At 38.7% G+C, this 20,548-nt stretch carries 21 protein-coding genes; 15 read left to right on the top strand and 6 right to left on the bottom strand.

Translation table 11 applies throughout. From position 1 onward, the window contains the following. Positions 1-5: 5 nt before the first annotated feature. On the bottom strand, positions 6-842 hold the full coding sequence (locus ABE65_RS16460) for a cobalamin-binding protein (RefSeq protein ID WP_066397221.1): 837 nt from the start codon (positions 840-842) through the stop codon (positions 6-8). A gap of 13 nt (positions 843-855) precedes the next feature. Further along, positions 856-1,338, bottom strand: a complete 483-nt coding sequence (locus ABE65_RS16455; RefSeq protein ID WP_066397218.1) for a divergent PAP2 family protein — start codon at positions 1,336-1,338, stop codon at positions 856-858. A gap of 114 nt (positions 1,339-1,452) precedes the next feature. On the opposite strand from ABE65_RS16455, the gene ABE65_RS16450 reads away from it, so the two are divergent. The 4 genes from ABE65_RS16450 (at position 1,453) to ABE65_RS21935 (ending at position 5,110) form a co-directional block, all read left to right on the top strand. After that, the gene (locus ABE65_RS16450) at positions 1,453-1,830 is read left to right on the top strand and encodes a DUF309 domain-containing protein (RefSeq protein ID WP_066397214.1); all 378 of its coding nucleotides are present in this window, start codon (positions 1,453-1,455) and stop codon (positions 1,828-1,830) included. 78 nt (positions 1,831-1,908) lie between these two features. Beyond that, positions 1,909-3,396 carry a leucyl aminopeptidase gene (locus ABE65_RS16445; protein WP_066397211.1) on the top strand — a complete coding sequence of 496 codons (1,488 nt, stop codon included), beginning with the start codon at positions 1,909-1,911 and terminating at the stop codon, positions 3,394-3,396. Positions 3,397-3,548: 152 nt separating this feature from the next. Then, positions 3,549-4,868 (top strand): Na+/H+ antiporter family protein, encoded by a 1,320-nt coding sequence (locus tag ABE65_RS16440; RefSeq protein ID WP_066397208.1) that lies wholly within the window; start codon positions 3,549-3,551, stop codon positions 4,866-4,868. Positions 4,869-4,960: 92 nt separating this feature from the next. Further along, positions 4,961-5,110, top strand: a complete 150-nt coding sequence (locus tag ABE65_RS21935) for a hypothetical protein (RefSeq protein ID WP_156499194.1) — start codon at positions 4,961-4,963, stop codon at positions 5,108-5,110. A gap of 38 nt (positions 5,111-5,148) precedes the next feature. Here the strand turns inward: ABE65_RS21935 and ABE65_RS16435 are convergent, their stop codons facing one another. Beyond that, positions 5,149-6,309: a CapA family protein gene (locus ABE65_RS16435; RefSeq protein WP_066400280.1), complete on the bottom strand. Its 1,161-nt coding sequence runs from the start codon at positions 6,307-6,309 to the stop codon at positions 5,149-5,151. A 112-nt stretch (positions 6,310-6,421) separates the two neighbouring features. Here ABE65_RS16435 and kynU point away from each other — a divergent pair, with 112 nt between their 5' ends. The 4 genes from kynU (at position 6,422) to ABE65_RS16415 (ending at position 9,913) form a co-directional block, all read left to right on the top strand. After that, positions 6,422-7,693, top strand: a complete 1,272-nt coding sequence (gene kynU, locus ABE65_RS16430; RefSeq protein WP_066397205.1) for a kynureninase — start codon at positions 6,422-6,424, stop codon at positions 7,691-7,693. A 12-nt stretch (positions 7,694-7,705) separates the two neighbouring features. Beyond that, on the top strand, positions 7,706-8,332 hold the full coding sequence (gene kynB, locus ABE65_RS16425; RefSeq protein ID WP_066397202.1) for an arylformamidase: 627 nt from the start codon (positions 7,706-7,708) through the stop codon (positions 8,330-8,332). A gap of 137 nt (positions 8,333-8,469) precedes the next feature. Beyond that, entirely contained in the window at positions 8,470-8,769 is a 300-nt protein-coding gene (locus ABE65_RS16420; RefSeq protein WP_066397200.1) for a hypothetical protein, read from the top strand. A gap of 13 nt (positions 8,770-8,782) precedes the next feature. Further along, on the top strand, positions 8,783-9,913 hold the full coding sequence (locus ABE65_RS16415; RefSeq protein ID WP_066400278.1) for a conserved virulence factor C family protein: 1,131 nt from the start codon (positions 8,783-8,785) through the stop codon (positions 9,911-9,913). 76 nt (positions 9,914-9,989) lie between these two features. Here the strand turns inward: ABE65_RS16415 and ABE65_RS16410 are convergent, their stop codons facing one another. Further along, positions 9,990-10,874, bottom strand: a complete 885-nt coding sequence (locus tag ABE65_RS16410) for an alpha/beta fold hydrolase (protein ID WP_082861471.1) — start codon at positions 10,872-10,874, stop codon at positions 9,990-9,992. A 432-nt stretch (positions 10,875-11,306) separates the two neighbouring features. On the opposite strand from ABE65_RS16410, the gene ABE65_RS21600 reads away from it, so the two are divergent. The 4 genes from ABE65_RS21600 (at position 11,307) to yugI (ending at position 16,037) form a co-directional block, all read left to right on the top strand. Continuing rightward, positions 11,307-11,462: a sporulation protein YjcZ gene (locus tag ABE65_RS21600; RefSeq protein ID WP_082861470.1), complete on the top strand. Its 156-nt coding sequence runs from the start codon at positions 11,307-11,309 to the stop codon at positions 11,460-11,462. A 545-nt stretch (positions 11,463-12,007) separates the two neighbouring features. Beyond that, positions 12,008-13,390 (top strand): class II fumarate hydratase, encoded by a 1,383-nt coding sequence (locus ABE65_RS16400; protein WP_066397196.1) that lies wholly within the window; start codon positions 12,008-12,010, stop codon positions 13,388-13,390. Positions 13,391-13,620: 230 nt separating this feature from the next. After that, positions 13,621-15,537: an asparagine synthase (glutamine-hydrolyzing) gene (gene asnB, locus ABE65_RS16395; protein WP_066397194.1), complete on the top strand. Its 1,917-nt coding sequence runs from the start codon at positions 13,621-13,623 to the stop codon at positions 15,535-15,537. Between the two features lie 80 nt (positions 15,538-15,617). Then, complete coding sequence (gene yugI, locus ABE65_RS16390; protein WP_066397183.1) at positions 15,618-16,037, top strand: S1 domain-containing post-transcriptional regulator GSP13; 420 nt, start codon at positions 15,618-15,620, stop codon at positions 16,035-16,037. 40 nt (positions 16,038-16,077) lie between these two features. On the opposite strand, the gene ABE65_RS16385 is transcribed toward yugI, so the two are convergent. Further along, complete coding sequence (locus ABE65_RS16385) at positions 16,078-16,314, bottom strand: DUF378 domain-containing protein (RefSeq protein WP_066397182.1); 237 nt, start codon at positions 16,312-16,314, stop codon at positions 16,078-16,080. A 196-nt stretch (positions 16,315-16,510) separates the two neighbouring features. Here ABE65_RS16385 and ABE65_RS16380 point away from each other — a divergent pair, with 196 nt between their 5' ends. The 3 genes from ABE65_RS16380 (at position 16,511) to ABE65_RS16370 (ending at position 19,725) form a co-directional block, all read left to right on the top strand. After that, positions 16,511-17,674 carry an iron-containing alcohol dehydrogenase gene (locus tag ABE65_RS16380; protein ID WP_066397177.1) on the top strand — a complete coding sequence of 388 codons (1,164 nt, stop codon included), beginning with the start codon at positions 16,511-16,513 and terminating at the stop codon, positions 17,672-17,674. A 173-nt stretch (positions 17,675-17,847) separates the two neighbouring features. Then, a complete protein-coding gene (locus ABE65_RS16375) occupies positions 17,848-19,197 on the top strand; it encodes a glucose-6-phosphate isomerase (RefSeq protein WP_066397173.1) in 1,350 nt (449 codons plus the stop codon). A 123-nt stretch (positions 19,198-19,320) separates the two neighbouring features. Beyond that, the gene (locus ABE65_RS16370) at positions 19,321-19,725 is read left to right on the top strand and encodes a YugN-like family protein (protein WP_066397171.1); all 405 of its coding nucleotides are present in this window, start codon (positions 19,321-19,323) and stop codon (positions 19,723-19,725) included. Positions 19,726-19,758: 33 nt separating this feature from the next. On the opposite strand, the gene ABE65_RS16365 is transcribed toward ABE65_RS16370, so the two are convergent. Further along, the gene (locus tag ABE65_RS16365; protein WP_066397170.1) at positions 19,759-20,526 is read right to left on the bottom strand and encodes a potassium channel family protein; all 768 of its coding nucleotides are present in this window, start codon (positions 20,524-20,526) and stop codon (positions 19,759-19,761) included. Positions 20,527-20,548 lie beyond the last annotated feature (22 nt).

Here is a 20,548-nt window from a genome sequence, read left to right as displayed (position 1 = left end):
AAGCTTCAGGTTCTAGTGACCTGAAGCTTTTCTATGTAGCTCTCTTCTTCCTCTGGTAAGAAAGCAGGAAAGTGATTTGGATGTATAAGCGCAGCTAGACGTTTCATACCGATGATTAATCGAGGTGAAGGACGACAGAAGAGAGATTCTTCCAGTTTAAAAATCTTAGTTCGAAGATTGGTCTCTAAATGGTCCCAGCCCTCTCGCTTATGTATATGGGAGATCTTCATCTTTTCTGTTTTGACACCAACCCACACCATTCCGATGATATCTGGCATACGGCTTACAACATCTTCCCATGATGTTTGTACACTTGCCAGTTCGACGTCTTGAAATACGTTTTCCCCGCCAGCTAGAAAAGCGATCTCTGTGAGCCAATTCACTTTACCAGGTGTAAAAACGGGTTTTGGCCACCATTCAAAATATACTTTTTTTCTTTTTTTTATGGAGTTACTTATTTTCTCGTACTGGGAAATCTCATTTTTCATCCACTCCATTACTTTTGTAGCTTCAGCTAATGAATCTGTTCTTTTACCCAGATCGAGCAGATCATTCTGGATATCAGAAAGACTTTGTGGATTGTATATAACATGTGGAATACTGCGTCGTTCTAACTCTGCTATATTTTTCTCCATCCCTGGAACACTCAAACTAGCTAATACTAAATCGGGAGCCAGAGACTGTACTTTATCCATGTCAATCGATAAATCTGGACCTAACCGTGGAAGCTTTTCAATGCTTTTTGGCCAATCCGAAAAATCATCGACTCCTACCAACTTTGAAGTTAAACCCAAATAATGCAACAGTTCTGTGTTACTTGGACAAATTGAAATGATTCTCAAAAAGAAGAACCTCCTATGATATGAACAACCATGATAAGAGTAATGTTTGAAGAATTCCAAGAAGTCCGCCAAAGAATACTTCGCTAGGACGGTGTCCAAGAAGTTCTTTCAATTCTTTCCTTTGTTCTTCCACTTTTTTTTCTTGGAATTTCTCTGATTCCCTCACGTGGTCTCTGAATTCTTCTACTAAGTCATTCAATACAGCTGCCTGTTCTCCTGCATGCCAACGGATACCTTTTGCATCGTACATGACGATAATCGCAAACATGGCAGCAATGGCAAAGAGAGTGGAACCTGTTCCGTGCAGAGCTCCAACGGCTGTTGCTAGTGACGTAACAGCTGCTGAATGTGAACTAGGCATTCCTCCTGTACTAATAAATAACTCCCATCGTATTTTTTTAGTATGATAAAAATGTATAGGAATCTTTAAGAATTGTGCAGAAAATACACCAAGTAAAGCTGCTAATAATGGAAAGTTCATTAGAATATCTGGCATGTGGATTATCCTTTCAATAGGGTGGTTTATAGTATGGCTGTTTTAGATAGTTGTTACCCGATTTAGGGCTAGTTCAATCTTTGCATATCACGGTTTGATAGAGGGAGGAAAAGAATGGAGTATTTTCCCGAGGAGTATTATGAATTTTTTATTGTTTTTAACGATGGAGATTATTACACTGGTCACGATCTATTAGAAGAAGTATGGCTCACAGACCGCAGTAACCTGTTTATAAAGGGATTGCTACAGATGACGGTCGCCATCTATCACTATGAATATGGAAATCTTAAGGGAGCCAGACAAATGATGTGGGTGGCTAAAGAGTATCTAACACCTTATAAACCATTCTTTTGGCAGTTAAATGTGGAGAGAGTATTAGTGTTTATTGATCAATGTCTTGAAACTATTCCTAATGATATAGATAGAGTGAAATTTGAAGAAGTTGCTCACCAACCTGTTCTTCCAAAACTTTATTTAAATTTAGAAGAATAATGCATCGTGAATTCGAAATATTCTAAAAGAAAGAGTATAATGAGATGCGGAGCTCAAACAATAAGGGGGAACTTTAACATGTTTACGATTAAACAACTTTGGAACACTAACGAACAAGAAGAAGTCCTACTGGTCGGTTTATTTCAAGAACCAAAACTAACTGGTGTATTAGCTGATATGGATAAAGGATTAAACGGAACAATGACAAATCTTATAAAAGAAGGTGATCTTTCTAATCGCCTAAAAAGTATCAAAAAGCTTAATACACTTGGTCAGCTCGGTACGAAACGAATTTATTTTGCAGGTTTAGGAAAGCGTGAAGATTTTACGTATGACAAAGCTAGAAGTACGTTTGGAAGAGCCGTACAAGAAATAACAAAAGAAAAGAGAACACACTTTTCAATATTACTAGATACGTTTCATACGAATCAGCTTTCCATCGATAAACTTGCTCATGCTTTTAGTGAAGCAGCTGGTACAGCAGTTTATAAATTTGAGGATTATAAAAAGAAAAGTAATGAACCACAAAAACGCTTAGAGTCTATAACGGTTTATACGGAAAACAGTGAAGCAGAAGCTGGGTTGACGAGCGGGTTTGCTTATGCGAAAGGGATTAACTTTGCTCGAGATCTTGTAAACACACCTGCCAATCTTCTAACACCTACAGATCTTGCTGCTGAAGCAATTGATGTGGCGCTTGAATATGGCATGGAGTATGAGATCCTTGAAAAAGAAGACATGGAGAAGCTTGGAATGGGAGCGATACTTGCGGTTAGTAAAGGATCAGATCAGCTTCCCAAATTGATCACGGTAAAATATCAAGGTGGGAAAAAGGAAGATTCTTATGTTGCCCTAGTAGGAAAAGGCTTAACCTTTGATGCGGGCGGCTATTCCATTAAACCTGCTCTCAACATGCATGAGATGAAAAGCGATATGGGTGGAAGTGCCGCGGTATTAGGAGCGATGGAGGCGATCGGCCGACTGAAGCCTGAGATTAATATCATGTTCGTGATTCCTTCTTCAGAGAACTTGATCAACGGAGAGGCTATGAAACCAGGAGATGTGATTACTTCACTGAGTGGAAAGACCATTGAAGTTCGAAATACGGATGCAGAAGGTCGTCTCATACTAGCTGATGCGATTACTTATGCTAAGGAACAAGGAGCAAAGTATATAGTTGACGTTGCGACTTTGACCGGTGGAGTAGTCGTTGCGTTAGGAGATTGTACAACGGGTGCTCTAACGAACAACGAAGAGTTCTATGAACATATCAAGCAATCTGCTGCTGATGAGGCGGAATTGTTGTGGCTCCTTCCGAGTTTTCAGCCGTTTAAAGATATGTTGAAAACAAGTGATGTTGCTGATCTTAACAACTCTACTGGTAGACTTGGTCATGCCATTACAGGTGGATTGTTTGTAGGTGAGTTTGCTGAAAATACGCCATGGGTCCATTTAGATATAGCAGGTACCGCCTATTCCGGAAAATCCACAGAGTTAGGTCCTAAAGGAGCAACCGGTGTTATGGTTCGAACACTCGTTAACTTCGTAAGAAACTTTAAAGCATAATCGTAAGGATAAAAAACTGGTTCTCTTTATTGAGAACCAGTTTTTGTTTTGTGTTTGACAAAACACTATTATCCATGTTAATTTGTTAAAGGTTTAACATATTAGTGATTTAGCGAAATAAAGCAATAAAGTTATTTAAGGAGGAAATGAATATGAATGCTGTAGTATTAGCGGTAGCTGTTATGCTAGTACTTAGCCTTTTACGTATACATGTTGTTGTAGCCTTGTTAATTGGAGCCTTAGTTGGTGGATTTGTAGCAGGAATGGGTTTGACAGAAACCATAACAGTATTTACTGAAGGGTTAGGTTCGAATGCGGTCATCGCATTAAGTTATGCATTATTAGGAAGTTTTGCTGTAGCGTTATCTCGTACAGGACTTCCAAAACTGATGGTTGAAAAAGCCATCGTATTGGTCGGGAAAGAAGGAGAATCAAAAAAGAAGACGTTATCCAAAGTACTTATCTTATTTATCATCCTTATGATTTCTTCTTTCTCACAAAATATAATTCCCGTTCATATTGCGATCATTCCAATTTTCATTCCACCGTTGCTGCACGTTTTAAATGAACTGCAGCTTGATCGCAGGTTAGTTGCGACTGTCATTACGTTTGGATTGATCACCCCTTACATGTGGTTCCCGGTAGGGTTCGGAGGAATCTTTCATGAGATTCTTCAAACAAACATGAAAGATAGTGGACTTACCGTAAAGATGGATCAGATCCCTACTGCGATGACGATTCCATCTCTCGGAATGATTGTAGGTTTATTGATCGCTGTCTTTATTACGTATCGTAAACCACGCCAATATGAAGATAGAACGACCGGAATGACTAAAACAGATGATATATCTTATACAACTCGTTCCATTTTTGTAGCAGTTCTCGCCATTGTGGCTACCTTGTTTGTACAATTACAGACGGATTCAATGATCTTCGGAGCATTATCAGGTATCATCGTTCTTTATTTTAGCGGACAGCTAAAGTTAAATACTTCAGATGCCATATTGACGGATGGTATGAAAATGATGTCTTACATTGGATTTGTTATGATTTCTGCAGCAGGCTTTGCAGCTGTTATGCGTGAAACAGGTGAAGTTGAAACATTAGTTAAAGATAGTGCTGCATTCATCGGAAATTCAACTGCTCTTGGTGTTCTACTGATGTTAGTTATCGGATTGCTCGTAACGATGGGAATCGGCTCTTCATTCTCAACGATTCCGATCATAACAACCATTTTTGTGCCACTAGCTGGAGAATTAGGATTAAGTGTTATGGCGACGATCGCCTTAATCGGTACAGCTGCTGCTTTAGGTGATGCAGGATCCCCAGCGTCTGACAGTACACTAGGTCCTACATCTGGTCTTAATGTAGATAATCAACACAATCATATCTGGGATACGTGTGTGCCAACATTTTTGCATTACAATATTCCATTGGTCGCTTTTGGATTTATTGCAGCGATGGTATTATAACGATTCCATTTTGTAGAGACAGATTCTAAGAATCTGTCTCTTTTATTATTTTTACGAAAAATACACATGCTAAAAACAAGGAGGGAAAGACCATGACAAAACGTAAACACTCTTGGGATGCTGCAGAGAAAAATAACTCAACGCCAACGGAAAGCATGATGAACGTAGAATTCTCTGATGAAAAATTCAGTGATGAAATTCCAAAAAGAGATACACAAAGCCCAAGATCAAAAGGGAAATAAAAGAAGCTGACTCCTATGAATATCGGAGTCAGCATTTTTTATTCAAAAAAAGTAAGTTCAGGCACCCATTGTTTCATGTGTGTTTTTATTTCTTCGTAAGACTTTTTCATGGCAGGTAATTCTTTCATAGGGTGGATCACAAAAGGTTGATCGACGTAAGTTGGAAGAAATTTCGGTTCAGATAATTCAATGGTTTTTTCCGTTCCTTTTTGACGTTTTGTGACCTTCAGTTGAACGATTCCACCCATGTCCTTATATTCACGTCTTTGACCAGATAAGAAATTCCCGAGAGAATAAGCGACGAAGGTTTTTGATCCATCACTTGCAGTTTCCCATTTTACAGGTTGCAGAACGTGTGGATGGTGACCGATGATGATGTCTCCACCAGCTTCTGTTACAACTTTCACGATGTTCTTTTGAAACTCATTTGGCATCCTTTCATACTCATTACCGAAATGTAAAGATACCACATTTACATCCGATAACTTTCTAGCCTCTTTGATGTCTCGCTTAATTCGTTCCACTTCGATCAGATTAACAAGATGGTTCTTTCCTGTAGGTACCGGAATTCCGTTTGTTCCATATGTATAGCTCAAAAAGGATACTGTAATGTCGTTCCTTTTGATCAATCGGATGTTTTGCCGATCTTTGTCCGTTAAATAAGCTCCCGTATACATAACATCTATTTGATTCCAATAATTTAAAGCGCTTATGATCGCCTTTTCTCCTCGATCAAGTGTATGGTTGTTAGCTAACGTTACGAGATCGACTCCATTTGCTTTTAACGCATCTCCGACTTCATGTGGTGAATTAAAAGATGGATAAGATGATAGACCAAGTTGGGTACCGCCGATCATTGTTTCTTGGTTTGCTATCGTAATATCAGGGGCAGTTAGATAGGATTTTACTGAGTTGAAGTTACGATTAAAATCATATCCTGTTGCTGTTTTCGCTTTATTATAAACCGTATCATGAATTAAGATGTCACCAACCGCCGCAAGTGTAAGATCCGATATTTTTTCTTCTGGTTCAGGAGTGATTGGCTCTGTTTTAATTTCTTTTGGCACTGCTGGATTATCTTGTTTTGGTATCTTTTTTTCTTCTAACGTCTGTAAATCTGCGTTATTATACATATATATAAGTGCGATTGTCGAAAAGAATACGACTACAATTCCTGTGAACCACCAAAGACGTTTCAGTGGTAACACCCCCTTTGTGTCTATCATAATGGAAGAAGTGGGGATATGTATATGTCAAATTACTCTGTATTGAAAACGGTTCCAATACTCACATTCGGGAGGAAATTACAAAATGAGACAAATAACAGCGCAAATGGTAGAACAAATGGACCAAAATGATGAACTAGCTTCTTTTAAAAAAGAGTTCTATACAAAAGATGATTCGATCTATCTAGATGGAAACTCACTAGGACTTCTATCTAAACGTGCAGAACAATCTTTGCTTGATGTATTAAATGACTGGAAAGAGCATGGAATAGACGGATGGATGGGTGGTAAGTATCCGTGGTTTACTCTTAGTGAAAAACTAGCAGAAAAGTTATCTTTACTCGTTGGAGCAAAAGAGAAAGAAGTCATTGTTACAGGTTCAACTACCGTAAATCTTCATCAAATGGTTGCCACTTTTTTCGAACCGCAAGAGGGAAGAACGAAGATTCTAGCAGATGAACTCACTTTTCCGTCTGATATATATGGGTTACAAAGTCAGTTGAAATTAAAGGGGTTAAATCCTGACACCGATTTGATTCAAGTAGGAAGCAAGAATGGATTAACGCTTGATGAACAAGACATTATTGATAAGATGACAGAAGATGTAGCTCTTATTTTACTTCCTTCTGTTCTCTATCGAAGTGGACAATTATTAGATATAGAACGTTTGACGCGTGAAGCTCACAAAAGGAATATACCGATCGGATTCGATCTTTGTCATTCGATCGGAGCTATTCCTCACGAACTGAGTAATTGGGGAGTTGATTTTGCTTTTTGGTGCAATTACAAATATGTAAACGCTGGACCAGGCGGAGTGGGCGGCTTATATGTGAATACGAAGCATTTTACGAAAACGCCTGGTCTTTCTGGCTGGTTTGGCAGCAAAAAAGAAACGCAGTTTGATATGGATCATCACTTTGATGCTGAGAATTCTGCGGGTGGGTACCAAATTGGAACGCCGCATATGTTGAGCACGGCACCATTGATCGGATCGTTATCTATTTTTGAAGAAGCCAAGATCGACCGAATTCGAACAAAATCTTTAAAGTTAACGTCGTTGCTCATGGATTTATTGAATCAAGAGATAGAAAATGAGTTTACGATTGTAAACCCACTAGATGATACTAGAAGAGGCGGACACGTAGCCCTTATGCACAATGACGCTGCGAGAATTTGCAAAGCGTTAAAACAAAACGGCATCGTTCCAGATTTTAGAGCGCCTAATATTATTCGTTTAGCTCCTGTTGCATTGTATAATTCTTTTCAAGATGTATTTGAGGCAGTCAAAATCTTAAGTAAGATCATGAAGAATCGGGAATATGAGAAATTTGAAAATAAAAGAGAAGTGATCGCATAAGGAGTGGGTGACTTGAAATTCTATGACATATCGATGCCACTTTATAATGGTGTACCAGGATGGCCAGGGGATACGCCCTATCATTTCGATCTTGCTTGGACGAAAGAAGACTCTGGATCTGTAAACGTAGGTAAATTAGAGATGAGTACGCATACTGGTACTCATATTGATGCACCTTACCACTTTACAGATAGTGGCGAAAGAGTTGGAGGCTTGGACCTCGAATTATATGTAGGCAGAGCAATGGTTATTGACCTAACAAATAGGAAAGAGATAACGATTGAGAGCTTGAAAGAAAAACTTCAAGACGGTACGAAACGAGTTTTGTTTAAGACAGGATGCTGGAAAGATCGTTCCGTGTTCCCGGCTGAAATCGTCCCTTTATTACCAGAAGCTGTCCCATTTCTTAGTGAATGTGGAGTCGGGCTGGTCGGTGTGGATATGCCATCGGTAGATCCCTTAGATAGCAAAGAGTTAAGGGCTCATCATGCTCTTTATGAGCACAACATTCAAATATTAGAAGGTCTTGTGTTAGATGAAGTACCTGAAGGAGTATATGAACTCGTCGCTCTACCACTTGCCCTTGAAGAAGCAGACGGAAGCCCTGTAAGAGCTATACTTAGAGAAATAACCAAATAACGAGCATAGAGCAAACACGTAATCTGTGTTTGCTTTTTTTGAGCTTAAAAGCTAACTACATTGTAAAAACTGCATGTTTTGAGATTTTACCTTTTGTTCCTTATAATAGATAAGAGATATTGACTTGGAGGACGGCTATGTACAAATATGGATTCACCGATTATTTTGAAGGAAGCTTACGTTTTACAGGATATGATGTCGTTCAGGTTGGACCTTGGACAAATGTATATATTTCTTTTGAGGTAGAAAATGTTGAGATACTTCCTGAAGGACTCCATGAGCCGAGTGCTTTAGCTGTCTATGATGCAAATGGTGAGTTACAAGAAATTATTGCTCACGACGAGGGTGTAGATTGTGAATATAAGTTTACAGATAAAGAAAAAGATCAGATCAACGATTATCTGTTACAAATAAATTCTAAACTTGAAAAGGAGTGAGTGAAGATTGAAGATGAAAATTACTGGAATTGAACCAACTCCAAGTCCGAATTCAATGAAGATCAACTTGTCTGAAACACTGCCAGGAACTGAGCGTTATAACTATACGAAAGATGGGGCAGAAGGTGCTCCCACGTTCATTCAAGAAATACTTAAAGTGGATGGAGTTAAAAGCATCTATCACGTTGCAGACTTTATAGCCTTAGAACGAAATTCTCGTGCGAAATGGGAAGATGTATTGGCAGGCGTTCGATCTGTTTTCGGTCAAGAAGAAGAATCGGGTTATACAGCTGAACAAGCTCAACAAGAAGAAGAGATTAAGGAAATTATGGTTCTCGTTCAAATGTTTAGAGGTCTTCCCATGCAGATCAAACTTAAAACCGAGCAAGAAGAAAGAAGAGTGGGCCTTGCTGAACGTTTTGCTAAAGCTGCATTAGAGGCTCAAGATTCTTCCGATAACCTTGTTATGGAAAGACAATGGGAAGAACAAGGAGTTCGTTATGGTACGTTTGAACAAGTTGGCATTGAAGTTGCTGAAGAACTATCAGCTGTTTACCCGCAAGAACGTTTAGATCAATTAGTAAAACAAGCGTATAGCGCAGAATCTGAACAAGAGGTTGAAGTCGAAGCACTATCCACCTCTGAAGTAGCGAAACAGCTACGTGACGCCGATTGGCAGACACGTTATGCTGCATTAGAACGAATTAATCCAACCCTTGATGATGTTATGGTACTAAAGCAAGCATTAAAAGATGAAAAGCCTTCAATCAGACGTTTGGCTGTTGTTTACTTAGGAATGATTGAAGATGAAGCGGTGTTACCTCTTCTATACTTGGCTTTGCAAGATAAGAATGTATCGGTAAGACGTACAGCTGGTGATGCATTATCTGATCTAGGTAATGCAAAAGCAATACCCGTTATGTGTGATGCTTTATCAGACAAAAACAAACTTGTGAGATGGAGAGCGGCTCGCTTTTTATTTGAGGTGGGTGACGAGACAGCCCTTCCTGCATTAAAAGCTGCTCAAGAGGATCCGGAGTTTGAAGTATCTCTTCAAGTGAAAATTGCGATCGAACGTATCCAAAGCGGAGAAGAAGCGGCGGGTACAGTGTGGCAACAGATGACAAAGAGTCGTGAGAAGTAAAAAAGGAGGCCAAAACCTATTAGGATATAGGTTTTAGCCTTTTTTTTATGAAATAAAAGATACAACTTACTCAATATTAAGAGGTTTCTTGTTGAAACGCAGTTCCTTGAGTTATGCCTTGTTCAATGAAACGTTTGATCTCACTGCATATCTCCTGGGGTTTTTCTTCCATTAGAAGATGTCCACATTTTTCATAGATGATCAGTTCTGCATTTGGAAGATCATGTTTTAAACGATAACCGGTTTTTACAGGCATCACTTTATCCTCTTTACCCCAAAGCATTAAAACAGGTTGTTGAATTTGATTTAAATCCTGAGAGCACATATCACCTTCTCGATGGCGCAACAATCGAATCAAAGAATCGGTAAAGGCTAGTTCGCTAATGGGTTTCTTATAACTTTCAATCATTTCATCCGTAACCAACTTGGAATCATGTAAAACAGAAAGTAAATTTTCTTTTACATCTTTTCTTTGTATCCAATTTCGCATCCCCCAGGTAAACAACGGTAGATAAGAGCAGGCAATTAATGAACGGCTCGCTCTTTTTACATAGGAACAACAGCCAAGAAGAATTAATTTTTCAATTCTTTTCGGGGATTTCTTTGCAGCATGCATAGAGATCTGGCCACCCATAGAATGGCCGATCAGTATCGCGTTTTGAATGTTTAATTTGTCTAAGAAGTCGATGATCAGTTGACCATAATTAGATAGTTTGTAGATGAAACTCGTTGATTTTTCACTCTGCCCAAACCCTGGGAGATCAAGGGAAACAACTTTATAGGATTTGGTTAAGTAAGGAAGCAGTTTTCTGAAACTTACCGTAGATGACAAAAACCCGTGCACCAGGACTACCACTTTTGCATCCGGATCTTCATGATCGAAGTATTCATAATAAATTTGAACATTATTAACATTAATTCGATACCCTGGAGAATAAATATGCTTTTCATCAAGAGCCATGAATGTCTTACCTCCGTCCGCAGAATTCTATGAGTAGTTTCACCAAACAATCCTCAAGATACAACGAGAAATTATTTCCTCTTTTTTAGACGTGGTTCTAAAAAATGGGTTTGCAGATGTTTTGTATTCTTCTATGCAAGTTGATTGTAGCGTAGGGTTGCCAACTCCTATGGGACGAGCGGTCAGCCCGAAATGTGGAATTGGCTCGTTCAGCCCCGACAAGCAAAAGTTGAATGGACTAGGAAAGCGCGCAACCTGGAGCGGAAATCAACAACTTTCTAGACGCAACAATTTATGCGAAAAAGCCTTTTATCACTTAAAAAAGTAATGGACTGCTAAAATTTGTGCGTTTGCCTCTATTCCTCTTTACCCACTTCGTACATATTTTAATAAGGAGTAAGAACGCATAAAGAAATAAGAGGAGGTAGCAGGATGGCATTTCCATATTATCCTTACTATTACCCGTATGCTTACGGAGCTTACGGTTATGGCGGCTATGGTTACGGTTGGGTCTGGGCTGTAGTAATTATAGTGTTTATTCTCATCTTGATATTTGGTGGCTGGTGGTGGTGGAACACTAGAGATTAACAGATTAAGGCTTGGAGGTAGGGTCTTCAGGCCTTTTTTTGCTTAAGTATGGATGAACGGTTATGCGGGGATAATGAAAGAAAAAATGGAGAGATGTTATGCATAGTCGACAAACAGTCCGCTATATATGCGAAGAATACGTGAGCGGCAACTGTTATTATTACAAAAGTGAAATTATTACACATGATAACTGGAAAAATCTTGACTCCCTTTCCTGGTCAAGGCCCCGTCCAATATCTGAGAAGACCTTTCTAAAGCAGAAGAAAGCAGGGTATCAAACTGAACATAAGTTTATAAAAAAAGAGCCTGCTGTGGTCGTTTCACTGCACAAAGCAAAAACCGTCTAATTGGACGGTTTTTTTGTTTCACTTTAAAAGCAGAGATCTCTTTGCAGATGCTTGCTTTATCGCGTTGCCAACATGATTCTCGGGCAGGAAGAAAATAAAAAGATAGAAAAACTAAAGTTAAGCTTGTTTTTGGAAAAGGATTACATCTTTTTTAAGAAGGGGATACAAGTAATAACGAAACTAAAGGAGGAAGAGACTTTGGATAACTTTCGAATTGCCAAAGATACATTGGGAGAAGTTAAAGTGCCTAAAGAGGCTTATTATGGAGCTCAAACTCAACGCGCGGTTGAAAATTTTCCGATCAGCGGTATTCGATTACCGTTCTCTTTTATAAAAGCACAAGCCATTATTAAAAAAAGCGCAGCATTCGCTAATAAAGAATGTAAGGCTTTAGATGATAAAAAAGCAAATGCCATAATGACTGCAGCTGATGAAATTATAAACGGCGAAATGAGAGATCAATTTGTTGTAGATGCCTACCAAGCAGGAGCTGGAACTTCACAAAATATGAACATGAATGAAGTTCTTGCTTCACGTGCTTCTGAGTTATTAGGTGGGGAGAAAGCAGATTATTCACTCATTCATCCAAACGACGATGTAAATATGTCACAATCCACCAACGATACGATTCCAACTGCCATTCAGATTTCTATTGCCATGGAACTTCAAGCAACGCTTTATCCAGCTCTTAGTCGATTGATTCAAGTTCTAAAGAAAAAGGAAATTCAATTCCACGAGATTATAAAGGCAGGAAGAACACACTTGCAGGATGCTGTTCCTATCCGTTTAGGAAGTGAGTTCAAAGGTTACAGAGGCACGTTAGAATCGGTAGAGCGTACGTTGAAACACTCGGAAACGTTTTTATATGAATTAGGATTAGGAGGAAATGCAGTAGGAACGGGAATCAATGCTCACCCCGATTATGCAGAACTCGCGATAAAACAGATCGCTCAGACAACAGACCTACCGTTTACACAGAGTAAGAATACATATGCCTTTATGCAAAACACGAATGCAGCTATACGTGTAAGCGGCCACTTAAAAGAACTAGCTATACACCTTATAAAGATATCAAGCGACCTTAGATTATTAAGCAGTGGTCCCCGAACGGGATTTGCTGAAATCATGCTTCCCGCTGTTCAGCCTGGATCATCGATCATGCCAGGTAAGATAAACCCCGTTATTTTAGAAAACTTGTATATGATCTGTTCACAAGTGATAGGTAATGACGCGTGTGTATCGACAGCTGCAATCGGAAGCCAGCTAGAGATTAATGCAATGATGCCTGTGATCGGCTTTAATGTGCTTCAATCGATTAAAATCTTAAGTAATGGTATCACCATTTTTACAGAAAAATGCTTAAAAGACATAACAGCTAATGAAGAGAATATACAAAATTGGCTCGAACAGAGTCTCTCACTTGTTACAGCCTTGAATCCTCACATCGGATATGAAAAAGCAGCAGCTGTAGCAAAGGAAAGTTTCGAGACAGGAAAGACGTTGAAGGAAGTACTGGAGTCTAAAAAAATCTTATCAAGAGAAGAAATAGATCGAATCTTAGACCCAAATTCAATGATTTAAAAAGAGTTTTGTAACTTTTATATCGCTTTTCTCGACAAATATAGTACAGATTCCTTGTTTTTCATTTTTTTAACAAAAAAAGTAGTGAAGATTGGATTTTACGGAGTTATAATAGAGAAGTTCATTCACATATAAAGGGATTTAATTAATATTCTGGAAAACCAATTAGTTAACTTGGTTTAATAAATGGAAAGTGGACATTGAGCTGTTTTTTGGGGAGGAACTTGAAAATGTGCGGATTTATTGGATATATGTTAAACACGCCTGAAACGGTAGAACAAAAAGAAACGGAACAATTAATCAATATGACAAATATCATTACTCATCGAGGTCCAGATGATAGTGGTCATTTTGTAGACCAATATGTGCGTTTCGGTTTCCGCCGTCTGAGTATCATTGATATTGAAAGTGGAAAACAACCCCTTTCATACGAAGATGACCGCTATTGGATTATCTTTAATGGTGAAATATATAATTATGTTGAAATAAGAAAAGAACTAGAAGAAAAAGGCTATCGATTTAAAACACACTCAGATACTGAAGTAATTCTTGCTCTTTTTAGTGATAGAAGAGAGAAGGCTTTTACAGAACTTCGAGGGATGTTTGGGTTTTTAATCTGGGATAAAGAAAAGAAAGAGCTTTATGGAGCTCGAGATCGATTTGGAATCAAACCTTTCTTTTATCTTGAAGATGAAGAAGGGTTATATTGTGCGTCCGAAAAGAAAAGTATTTCTGTGGTTAAGGATAAACAGGTAGTAGATGCTGAAGCCCTCCACCACTATCTGACATATCAATTCGTGCCAGAGCCAATGACTTTAACAAAAGGAATTAAAAAGCTTGAACCGGGACATTATTTTGTAAAAAAAGCAGGCAGACCTATTTCTATTCAATCGTATTGGAAGCCTAGTTTTAAACCTAGCAACATGACGCTTGAAGAAGCAAAAAAAGAAATCCGTTCCGTTATGCGCGATTCCGTAAAAGTTCACATGCGTTCTGACGTTCCGGTAGGGGCATTCTTGTCTGGCGGAATAGATTCGAGTGCCATCGTCGCTTTAGCGAGTGAGCTACATCCATCGCTAAAAACGTTTACGGTTGGATTTGAAAGAGAAGGATTCAGTGAAATAGATGTAGCTGTACAAACTGCGGCAGCATTAAATGTTGAGAATATCCACTATCTTGTTAAACCTGAACAATTTATTAATGAACTTCCTAAGATCATTTGGCATATGGATGATCCAGTAGCCGATCCTGCAGCTGTTCCCTTGTATTTTGTAGCGCGTGAAGCAGCTAAACACGTGACGGTTGTTCTTTCAGGTGAAGGTGCTGATGAGTTGTTTGGAGGATACAACATCTATCATGAGCCTCATTCATTAAGACATCTTTCTTCATTGCCAAAAGGCGTTACAAAAGGTCTAGCAGCTATTGCTAGCATCTTGCCGGAAGGTGTTAAAGGAAAAAGTTTCATGCAGCGTGGAAGCATGACCATTGAAGAACGGTATATTGGTAATGCGAAAATGTTCTCAGAGAATGAAAAAGGTAAGCTCTTAAAAGAATATCGTCCTGCTTACAACTACAAAAATGTAACAAAGCCATTATACGATCAAGCGAGTGCATTTCACGATGTTCATAAGATGCAATATATTGACCTGCATACATGGATGAGAGGCGATATCCTCGTTAAAGCGGATAAGATGACGATGGCTCATTCGCTCGAGCTGAGAGTTCCTTTCCTTGACAAAGAAGTATTTGAAGTTGCTTCCAGATTGCACCCTAGTCTTACAGTAACGAATGGAACAACAAAATACGCATTAAGAGAAGCGATGAACGGAATCGTTCCTGATTCTGTGCTGAATCGCCGTAAATTAGGATTCCCTGTCCCAATTAGACATTGGTTAAAGAATGAGATGTACGATTGGGCTAAACAACTCATCAAAACGAGCCATACTGATCAATACCTGAATAAAGATGTCGTACTGGATCTATTAGAAGGACATCGAAGTGGCAGAGGCGATTATAGCAGAAAAATATGGACGGTGCTCATGTTCATGTTGTGGCATCAAATAAATATTGAGAAAACATACACCTTTGGTGAAGACCTTACAGCAAAGCATGATCAAGTTCTTGAAATGACGGTCTCAAGTCAATAAAACACTCTCTTTATTAGTTTTGCTTGTACGATTTAGTTATGTTATACTTAACAGGTTAAAAAATAGTTAGGAGTGTTTTCATGAATTTTGAAGTAGGTAGCATTGTTGAAGGTAAAGTTACAGGCATTAAGCCTTTTGGTGCGTTCGTTGCATTAAATGATAATGTACAAGGTCTTGTACACATCTCTGAAGTTTCACATGGTTTCGTTAAAGATATTAACGATGCATTGAGTGTTGGTGACGTTGTGTCAGTAAAGGTTCTTTCTGTTGACGAAGACAGCAAGAAAATTTCACTGTCCATCCGACAAACACAGGAAGCTCCAGCTCCTGCACCTAAAAAAGAACGCCGTCCTGGTGGATTCAACAACAATAACAAAAAAAGCAACACAAACAATCAAGACGCTAACAAAGGTTTCAACACTCTTGAAGCAAAACTTAAAGATTGGTTGAAAGAGTCTACAGATCGTCAGGCTCAACTAAACAAGCGCCTTAAAAAGTAATAAAAAAACCTCTCGATCGAGAGGTTTTTTTTATATGAAATTATACACGGTTATGTTCTGCATGGCCTTCACGACTAAGTTCTTCAGAAGGTTTAAACAAAAGCGTTAAACAATATAGACCTGAGAGACCTACTAGACCATAAACGATTCGGGCAAGGGTAGCGTCTTGACCTCCAAAAATAGCGGCCACTAGATCGAACTGAAAGAATCCAATCAGACCCCAATTAATAGCTCCGATGATAACCAAAGCAAGTGCGAAGCGCTGTAATCCACTCATTTCATTTCCTCCTCTTCGTATGAATAGAATAGCTTCTTTAGGGTGTCAATTTTTGCCTATATTTATGCATTCCCTCATTTTGTAGCATGAAACTAAGAAATAAAACACATGCTAGTATTCGGTAAGCTAATTACTTTACATTACAATTGATGTGCCACATAATACGGGTTAAACCATGTAAGAAGGAGAGATTTTGATGAACGAATATATATATTACAATCCAACTCGATTAGTTTTTGGTAAGAACCAAATTCAAACGCTAAAAGATGAACTAGGGAAATTCGGAAAGAAAGTTCTCGTAGTATATGGTGGAGGAAGTATCAAAAGAAACGGTTTGTTCGATGAAGTCATGAATGAGCTGAAGAAGATGGATGCTGAAGTTAGTGAGCTTTCAGGTGTAGAACCGAACCCGAGAGTTTCTACTGTCCGTAAAGGGGTAGAAATTTGTAAAGAAAAGGGCATCGAAGTTCTTTTAGCTGTTGGTGGTGGAAGTGTTATTGACTGTACAAAGGCAATTGCTGCTGGAGCAAAGTATGATGGAGATGTATGGGACATCATTACGCTAAAAGCTCAAGTAGAAGATGCACTTCCTTTTGGAACAGTTCTTACACTTGCAGCAACAGGATCTGAAATGAACTCAGGTTCTGTTATCACGAACTGGGAAACACAAGAGAAATATGGTTGGGGAAGTCCGCTTGTATTCCCTAAATTTTCGATTTTAGATCCAACTTATACTTTCTCAGTACCTAAGGACCAAACGATCTATGGAATGGTTGATATGATGTCGCACGTGTTTGAACAATATTTCCATAACGCGACAAATACACCTTTACAAGATCGCTTTGCAGAATCCATTCTATTAACAGTAATGGAAACGGCACCTAAGCTTTTAGATGATCTTGAGAATTATGAGTTGCGTGAAACAATCCTTTATAACGGAACTATGGCATTAAACGGTACACTTCAAATGGGTGTTCGCGGTGACTGGGGAAGTCATAACATTGAACATGCTGTTTCAGCTGTTTATGATATTCCGCACGCTGGCGGCTTAGCTATTCTTTTCCCTAACTGGATGAGACATAACGTGGACACGAATGTCGCTCGCTTTAAACAACTTGCTGTTCGCGTGTTTAATGTTGAAACAGAAGGAAAGTCAGATAAAGAAGTAGCTCTTGAAGGTATTGATCGTCTTTCTGCTTTCTGGACATCACTTGGGGCTCCAAATGCTCTAAAAGACTATGACATTGATGATTCAAAACTAGACCTCATTGCAGATAAAGCAATGGCTAGAGGTGAGTTTGGGAACTTCAAGAAACAAAATAAAGAAGATGTACTCAACATTTTGAGAATGTCTTTATAAAACACCTGTAATGAAAGCCATATAAAAAGAGGGGAGTGACCTTTCTTTTTATATGGCTGCTTTTTGAATATTTCGTCTTTTTTCAAGAAAACGATTACATTTGCTTGGTTTCTTGCTTTGGTCGTAGTACTTGTATAAAGTGAAAGAATAATGATGTTCTAGGAGGTTTACATATGACAAAAAAGCTAAGTTTTGATTATAGCAAGGCCCTTTCTTTTATTGGTCAACATGAAGTAGATTATCTCACAGGTGCGGTTAAAACGGCTCATGAAGCGATTCATGAAAAAACAGGAGCGGGGAATGACTTCCTTGGCTGGGTGGATCTGCCTGAAAACTACGACCGTGAAGAGTTTAGCCGAATCGTAAAAAGTGCCGAAAAAATCAAAAGTGATTCAGATGTATTGATCGTGGTTGGAATTGGTGGTTCATACTTAGGAGCACGAGCAGCGATCGAAATGTTAAACCATTCTTTCTATAACCTTTTAGCAAAAGAAGACCGCAAGACTCCTCAAGTATTCTTTGCTGGACAGAACATTTCTTCAACCTATGTAAAAGAACTTTTTGATGTATTAAAAGATAAAGATGTTTCTGTAAATGTGATCTCAAAATCTGGTACCACTACTGAGCCTGCAATCGCGTTCCGTATCTTTAGAAAGTTCTTAGAAGAAAAATACGGAAAAGACGAGGCTCGTAAACGTATTTATGCAACGACTGACAAAGCTCAAGGGGCATTAAAAACTTTAGCGAACGAAGAGGGTTATGAATCCTTTATCATTCCTGATGACGTTGGTGGACGTTATTCTGTGTTAACGGCTGTTGGTCTTTTACCGATCGCAGTAAGTGGAGTAAACATTGAAGAGATGATGAACGGTGCGAAAGAAGCTGCAGCTGACTTCAACAATCCAAACCTTGCAGAGAACCAAGCTTATCAATATGCTGCTGTTCGTAATGCTCTTTATAATAAAGGCAAAACCATTGAATTAATGGTAAACTACGAGCCAGGTCTTCACTATGTATCTGAGTGGTGGAAACAGCTTTACGGTGAAAGTGAAGGGAAAGACTACAAAGGAATCTATCCGGCATCAGTCGACTTTACTACTGATCTTCACTCTATGGGACAGTATGTACAAGAAGGACGTCGTGATCTATTTGAAACCGTGTTATATGTAGATCAAGCACGAGAAGAAATCACGATCGAAGAAGATGGTCAGAACTTGGATAAACTAAATTTCTTAGCAGGTCAAACGATGGACTTTGTAAACAAGAAGGCATTCCAAGGGACGATGCTTGCTCATACAGATGGAGGCGTTCCTAACTTAGTCGTAAGTATTCCTGAAATGACACCTTATCATTTTGGTTATCTCGTTTATTTCTTTGAAAAAGCATGTGCAGTAAGTGGATACTTGCTAGGTGTTAATCCATTCGACCAACCGGGAGTAGAAGCATACAAGAAGAACATGTTTGCTTTACTAGGTAAACCAGGATTTGAAAAAGAAAAAGAAGAATTAGAAAAACGTCTTTAATCCTATAAAAGCCTGACTCGGCCATTCGCTGAGTTGGGCTTTTTTTATATTTTAAATAGGAAGCTCAAATAATCTCGCTTATTTTGGAAACGATAAGAAATAGTTGATAAAGGGGTGATGATGATGAAACCGATAAAAAGTAGTATCGAAAAAGAGTGTTGCGCACTGAACGAAGCGGAAGAAGTATTGAAAGGGATGGGCTTTTCTTACGGAGGAAACTGGGATTATGATCACGGATACTTTGATTATAAACTGGACGATGAAGTAGGATACACGTTTTTAAGAATTCCTTTTCAAGCGATTGATGGTCAGTTAGATAAGAAAGATACGACGATTCAATTTGGTGAACCCTTTTTGTTGGCTCACAAATATCAGGTAGGTCTTGATGATAACGCTGAAACAGGGAACATCTCAGGAAGCTTTAATCAGTTTTCAGAACCGCAAGATCCGGATGCAACGGTTGATCAAAAGTGGATAGGCATCGCTAAAGAACTGGTGAAAAAGACAGAAACTGCTTTATTAAATTAAAAAACAGATAGACTAAAAATCTATCTGTTATTCTTATAAAATTTCTTTTGAAAGGCCAGAAACCATGGCATGTGAAGCTAAGTTGGATGTGTGGATAATATGATCCGCACCAGCTCGTTTTGCATTTGTCGTTTGCTCTGTTGTTAACACTTCTGCATGGATGGATACGGTAGGATTCAGCCCTCTAGCTGTTAGGATAGAAAGAATCGTATTCGTATCCGCTTCATATTCCTTTAAGTTGGCATCAGCTGTAATGAGGATGGTGTGTGCCTGTTGGATATGAGCCATCAACCATGTGTGATCTTCACTAGGCTTCGCATGAATAAAATGAATGCCTTCTACATATAAAGGGTTTACTTTTAAAGATTCATCGATTAGAACGATATGGTTCGATTTGAGTTTATCTTTGAGAGCTTGAATAGTATGTCTAGCTCTCTCGTTCCAACCGACAATGATAAAGTGATCTTTGTTCTTGTACATACTTTTCCCCTCAAAAAATCGATTTTCACTTTTAACAACAGAACTTGCTAAGTGAACAGTCAAAAAGGCAAAAAAAGATGCCCCGATGAATACAAGGAATATAGCCAATAACCTGACTTGAGTAGTTTCTGGTGTAAAGTCGCCATATCCAACCGTTCCCGCTGTGATAACTGCCCAATAGAACCCTTCAAATATGGTTGGAAATGTTTTTGTTTCCAAGAGGTGAGCTAAAACAGCACTTGAAAATAGGATGCTAAAAAGAATGATGGCAAGTCGAATCAACATCGGCATTCTTAGATAAGCATAATAAATAGACCGCATACAAACACTCTCCTCCTATTCT

It is taken from the genome of Fictibacillus phosphorivorans (genome assembly GCF_001629705.1).
Classification (GTDB): Bacteria; Bacillota; Bacilli; order Bacillales; family Fictibacillaceae; genus Fictibacillus; species Fictibacillus phosphorivorans_A.
The sequence above is the reverse complement of the archived record's forward strand: the minus strand, read 5'-3'. Positions and strand labels throughout refer to the sequence as shown.